The following is a 5,141-nucleotide window of genomic DNA, read 5'->3' on the forward strand; positions in this document are numbered from 1 at the left end:
GTGGTCGCCAGCGGCCGCTCCGACTACCCCAACCAGATCAACAACGTGCTGGCGTTCCCGGGCGTCTTCCGCGGCCTGCTCGACGCCCGGGCCACCGAGGTCAGCGTCGACATGCTGCTGCGGGCGGCGGCGGCGATCGCGCACGTCGTCAAGGACGAGGAGCTCAACTCGAGCTTCATCATCCCCACGGTCTTCCACCCCGACGTGCCGGGAGCGGTCGCGGCGGCCATCCGCGAGGGCTGAGGCGCAGCCGGACGGCGTACGGACGGCGCAGGACGAGGCGCGTCAGGCCTCGTCGTCCTCCGGCGGCCGGACCGACAGGTAGCGGGCAGGTCGCAGGTTCACCGACTGGCGCAGCACCCGGTCGCGGAGGCGTTCGTTGACGGCGTTCACGGTGACGGCGAAGGGGTGCTCGACGTAGGCGACGGTCACCTCGTAGGTGCCGTTCTTGAACGGCTCGTCGCTGCGGAAGGCCAGCCGGCTGCCGGCGGCCACCGGCTCGGGGTCGAAGCCGTCGTAGCGCTTGCCGAAGTAGTTGAGCCCACGCTGGAGGTTGGACCGCTCGCTGTAGCGCACGCGAGCCTTCGTGCCGGCGACCCGCACCCGGCACACGTACTCCAAGGGACCGGTGGACCCGGCGTCCTCGTAGACGACCTCACGGCAGGCGTCGGTGTTGGGACGGAAGGACGGGAAGACCCAGCGCAGGCCGGCGACGCCGGTCGGCTCCGGGCAGGCCTCCTCGGTGTCCTCGGTGCCGTCCCAGCACGTCACGGTCGGCGAGGCGGTGGGGGTGGCCCGGGTCTCGCCCCACAGCATCTGGGCGCCGACGGTGCCGCTGTAGACGAGCGCCGCGAACAGCGGGAGCAGCACGATCGGCGTCCGCCAGCGCTTGAGGGTCGCCCCGAGACCGTGTCGGGCGCGTGCAGGCTCGGTCATGGCTCAGGATCTCCGTGGTCGAACGGGGCGAACGGTCGGCGCCATCGTGGCTGGTGGAAACGCTACACGGATGGTCGGCTCGGACCCTGGACCACCACGCACCCCGGCCGGAAGCCTCGGGCGGGTAAAAAATCGCCTACGGGCGATGCCCCGTACCCCAACACGGGCCTCGCCTGCGCGGATCGGCGGGCAGACTCGAGTCATGTCGTACGGAGTCGTGGCCTCGAGGTCGGTCAGCGTGATGGTCGAGGCGACCACCGACGACCTGACCCTGACGGGCGCGCCCGACTGCGGCGTCGTGCTCGACCGCTTCCAGAGCGTGTGGGGTGGGGCGTGGGTGTCGGGGCGGTTGACCCTCACGCGACTGCACGTCAACTTCATCCCCAGCCGGGGCGGTCGGGGCATGGCGATGATGGACCTCGCGCTGCGCGACATCGAGCAGGTCGAGCTCTCCGGGGGCCGACTGTCACGGATGGTCGGGCTGCGGACCCCGACGCACGTGGTGCACGCGCGCTCCCTCTTCTCGGGCTCCTTGGCCGCAGAGATCGCCGACCTGGCCGAGGCCGCCAAGCGCCGTCCCTCGCGGAGGCTCTGACCTTTCTGGGTTTACAAACACGTACCTCTTGTCAAGACGGTTTACATCACCTACGGTTCTGTAAACCCCGAGGAGAGGCGACGAGTCGATGGCGACCCACCCCGCATCCAGTGCCCCCGCATCCAGTGCCCCCGCATCCAGTGCCCCCGCAACGTCCGGCATCCCCCACAGCACCGTGCCCGAGGGCTCGAGCGAGAAGTGGACCGACGGCAAGCGCTACCTGTGGCTGATCGGCCTGGTGGTGCCCTCGCTGGCGTTCCTCGCCCTCGGTCTCTGGGCCCTCACCGGCTGGGGAGTCTGGTTCTGGATCGGCCCGATCGTCGTCCTGGCCGTCGTCCCTCTCATCGACCTGGTGGCCGGCCTCGACCGCACGAACCCGCCGGACGACGCGATCGAGGCCCTCGAGGAGGACCGCTTCTACCGGTGGATCACCTATCTCTTCCTCCCCATCCAGTACGTCGGCTTCGTGGCCGCGTTCTACGTGATCGCCGAGGGCGCCCCGTTCGGGCTCGGCGAGCTGGCCCTGGTCGACAAGGTCGGCCTGGCCCTGACGATCGGCACCATCGGTGGGATCGGGATCAACACCGCCCACGAGCTGGGTCACAAGCGCGAGGCCAACGAGCGCTGGCTCTCCAAGATTGCCCTCGCCCAGAGCTTCTACGGGCACTTCTACATCGAGCACAACCGCGGCCACCACGTGCGGGTCGCAACCCCCGAGGACCCCGCCAGCTCGCGGCTGGGCGAGAACTTCTACGCCTTCTGGTCCCGCACGGTGCTCGGCTCGCTGAAGAGCGCCTGGAACGTCGAGAAGAAGCGCTTCGCCCGCAAGCAGCAGCACCCCTTCCGGATCAGCAACGACGTGCTCAACGCCTGGTTGATGTCGGCCGTGCTCTTCGGTGGCCTGATCGTCTGGCTCGGCGCCGGCATCATCCCGTTCCTCGTTATCCAGGCCATCATCGGCTTCTCGCTGCTCGAGGTCGTCAACTTCATGGAGCACTACGGGATGCTGCGCCAGAAGGTGGGCAAGGGCACCCGTCAGCGCTACGAGCGGGTCGACCCCTCCCACTCGTGGAACTCCAACAACATCGCCACCAACGTGCTGCTCTACCACCTGCAGCGCCACAGCGACCACCACGCGAACCCCACGCGTCGCTACCAGACCCTGCGTGACTTCGAGGAGTCCCCGGTGCTGCCCACCGGCTATGCCGGGATGATCGTGCTGGCGCTCGTGCCGCCGCTCTACCGCCGCGTCATGGACCAGCGCGTCGTCGACCACTTCGGCGGCGACGTGACCCGCGCCAACATCCAGCCCAGCAAGCGCGCCGTCTACCTCGCCCGCTACCCCCGTCCCGATCACGTCCTCACCGCGGAGCGACGTGCTGCCGAGGAGGCTGCGGCGGCTGCCGAGCGCGCACGCCTGGAGGAGGCCGGGGCCGCCGAGGTGATGGCCGCACGCTGCCCCGGGTGCAGCTACACCTACGAGGTCGAGGTCGGCAACGAGCTCGAGGGCTTCGCCGCCGGCACCGCCTGGTCGGAGATCCCCGACGACTGGTGCTGCCCCGACTGCGGCGTGCGCGAGAAGGTCGACTTCTCCGCCCTCGACCCGTCCGCGAAGCAGGAGGCCTGAGCCGGTGAGGATCCACGTCGACCGCGACAAGTGCGAGGGCCTCGGCATGTGCGAGGCGATGGCGAGCGACTTCTTCGAGCTCGACGACGACGACGAGATGCGCGTCCTCGACGACTCTCCCGACGAGTCGCAGCGCGGGCACGTGCACTCCGCCGTCCAGGCCTGTCCCGTGCTGGCCCTCACCCTGTCGGGCTGAGGCACCACGTGACCTAGGCTCCAGCCCGTGAGCAGGACGACGGCCGGCGGGCGAGGGGAGTCGAGTTCTTCGACCCGTGAGCGGATCGTCGACGCGGCGGTCACGCTGACCGGTGACGTCGGCTGGGCCCAGGTCACGATGGCCAAGCTCGCCGACGTGGTCGGGGTCAGCCGCCAGACGGTCTACAACGAGATCGGCACCAAGTCGCGGCTGGCCGAGGCGATGATCCTGCGCGAGCTCGAGCGGTTCCTCGCCGTGGTGACCGTGGCGTTCGACGCCCACCCCGACGACCTGATCGACGCGATCCGCGAGGCGGCGCGCACGGTGCTCGAGCACGCCCAGGACAACCCGCTCCTCCACGCGGTTGTCTCGGCCACGCACGGCGCCGACACCGAGCTGCTGCCGCTGCTGACGACGCACGCCGACTCCCTGCTCGTCACGGCCAAGGCGGTCATCGGCGAGCGACTCACGGCCTTCGACGTGTCCCTCGAGGAGCGCCGGGTCGACGCGGCCATCGACGCCGTCGTACGACTGGTGCTCAGTCACGTCATGCAGCCCTCGGGCCCGCCGGACGAGACCGCCGACGCGATCTCCTGGATCGCCGAGCGCGTCCTGCGCTGAGGTCGCCAGACCTCGCGAAGTCGCCCGGCGATTGGCGACGCCGACTATTCTCGGGGGCAAGGGCCCGGCGCAGGATCGGGACGGGTCTCGAGGAGGACGCGGTGCGGCGAGCGCGCATGACAGCAGCGGTGCTGGGCGCCGCGATGCTGCTGCCCACCGCGTGTGGCGACCCGGGCGCCACGACCTCGAGCGTCTCCGACATTGAGGGCACCGAGGGCACCGAGGGCGCAGGGGGCACCCCCACCGAGAGCGCCTCGGTCGCTCCGGTCGAGGCCGTGACCACCGAGCTCCCGGCGGACCCCGGCACCGCGATCGACCCGTCCTACGCCATGGACGCCCCGGGACCGCGCAAGGAAGCGATCGTCCCGGCCGACATCCTGATCCAGGACACCTCACCGCTCAGCGACGACGTCGTGCAGCAGGTGCTCGACCTCGACGGCGTGCGCGCGGCGCTGCGGCTGTCGGTCAGCCAGGTGCTGCTCGAGAACAAGGCCTACACGATCGCCGCCGTCGACCCCGGGCAGTACCGCAGCTACACCGTGCTCGCCAGCGCCGACCTGCAGGAGCAGTGGGACCGCGTCGCCGGCGGCGAGGTCGCGGCCAGCCCGGCGCTGCGCAAGCAGCTGCCGGTCGACGACGGAGGCTTCCTCGACCTCGGTGAGGACTCCCCGTCGCTGCACGTCGGTGCCTGGGCCCCCCAGGTCGAGGGCATCGACCTGGTCGTCAACGCCAAGGTGGGCGAGGCACTCGGCATGCCCCAAGGCAACGCCGTCGTCCTCTCCACCGGGGAGGTCGCCCCGCAGACGCTGCGCAAGCCGCTCGCCGCCGTCGTGGGCGAGGAGATCTCGGTGCAGAACCTCGACGTCGTCTCGCGCCTCGGCCTGGACCCCGAGGCGTTCCAGAGCGCGGTGCTCTTCGGCTCCTTCGCCGATGCCGTCGGCGTGTTCCGCTACACCTCGATCGGCGGCGGACGCATCGCGCCGGAGCCCTCCTGGGTGAGCCAGCACATCTCGACCGAGGTCGTCCCGATCCTCGGCTCGGTCACCTGCAACAAGGCCCTGATGCCGCAGCTCAAGGCGGCGCTGGCCGAGATCGTGTCGCAGGGCCTCGAGTCGGAGATCAAGCCTGACGAGTACGCCGGCTGCTACTACCCGCGCTTCATCGCC

At 70.3% G+C, this 5,141-nt stretch carries 7 protein-coding genes; 6 read left to right on the plus strand and 1 reads right to left on the minus strand.

Annotated elements, in window-relative coordinates:
* The coding region (locus VOI19_RS13870; RefSeq protein WP_323793552.1) for a malic enzyme-like NAD(P)-binding protein at window positions 1-243 on the plus strand (243 nt) is incomplete at its 5' end.
* A 42-nt stretch (window positions 244-285) separates the two neighbouring features.
* On the opposite strand, the gene VOI19_RS13875 is transcribed toward VOI19_RS13870, so the two are convergent.
* A complete protein-coding gene (locus VOI19_RS13875; protein WP_323793553.1) occupies window positions 286-936 on the minus strand; it encodes a hypothetical protein in 651 nt (216 codons plus the stop codon).
* A gap of 202 nt (window positions 937-1,138) precedes the next feature.
* On the opposite strand from VOI19_RS13875, the gene VOI19_RS13880 reads away from it, so the two are divergent.
* The 5 genes from VOI19_RS13880 to VOI19_RS13900 form a co-directional block, all read left to right on the plus strand.
* Window positions 1,139-1,531, plus strand: coding sequence for a hypothetical protein (locus tag VOI19_RS13880; RefSeq protein WP_323793554.1), 393 nt, complete (start codon window positions 1,139-1,141; stop codon window positions 1,529-1,531).
* Window positions 1,532-1,619: 88 nt separating this feature from the next.
* Complete coding sequence (locus VOI19_RS13885; protein ID WP_323793555.1) at window positions 1,620-3,158, plus strand: fatty acid desaturase; 1,539 nt, start codon at window positions 1,620-1,622, stop codon at window positions 3,156-3,158.
* A 4-nt stretch (window positions 3,159-3,162) separates the two neighbouring features.
* A complete protein-coding gene (locus VOI19_RS13890; RefSeq protein WP_323793556.1) occupies window positions 3,163-3,354 on the plus strand; it encodes a ferredoxin in 192 nt (63 codons plus the stop codon).
* 27 nt (window positions 3,355-3,381) lie between these two features.
* Window positions 3,382-3,975: a TetR/AcrR family transcriptional regulator gene (locus VOI19_RS13895; protein WP_323793557.1), complete on the plus strand. Its 594-nt coding sequence runs from the start codon at window positions 3,382-3,384 to the stop codon at window positions 3,973-3,975.
* A gap of 101 nt (window positions 3,976-4,076) precedes the next feature.
* A partial coding sequence (locus VOI19_RS13900) for a M15 family peptidase (RefSeq protein ID WP_323793558.1) occupies window positions 4,077-5,141 on the plus strand: 1,065 nt, incomplete at its 3' end.

The organism is Nocardioides sp. (genome assembly GCF_034670285.1).
Classification (GTDB): domain Bacteria; phylum Actinomycetota; class Actinomycetes; order Propionibacteriales; family Nocardioidaceae; genus Nocardioides.

Coding starts and splice junctions, on each gene's coding strand:
- VOI19_RS13885 (WP_323793555.1), top strand. CDS start 1,620: ATGGCGACCCACCCCGCATCCAGTGCCCCCGCATCCAGTGCCCCCGCA.
- VOI19_RS13875 (WP_323793553.1), bottom strand. CDS start 936: ATGACCGAGCCTGCACGCGCCCGACACGGTCTCGGGGCGACCCTCAAG.
- VOI19_RS13880 (WP_323793554.1), top strand. CDS start 1,139: ATGTCGTACGGAGTCGTGGCCTCGAGGTCGGTCAGCGTGATGGTCGAG.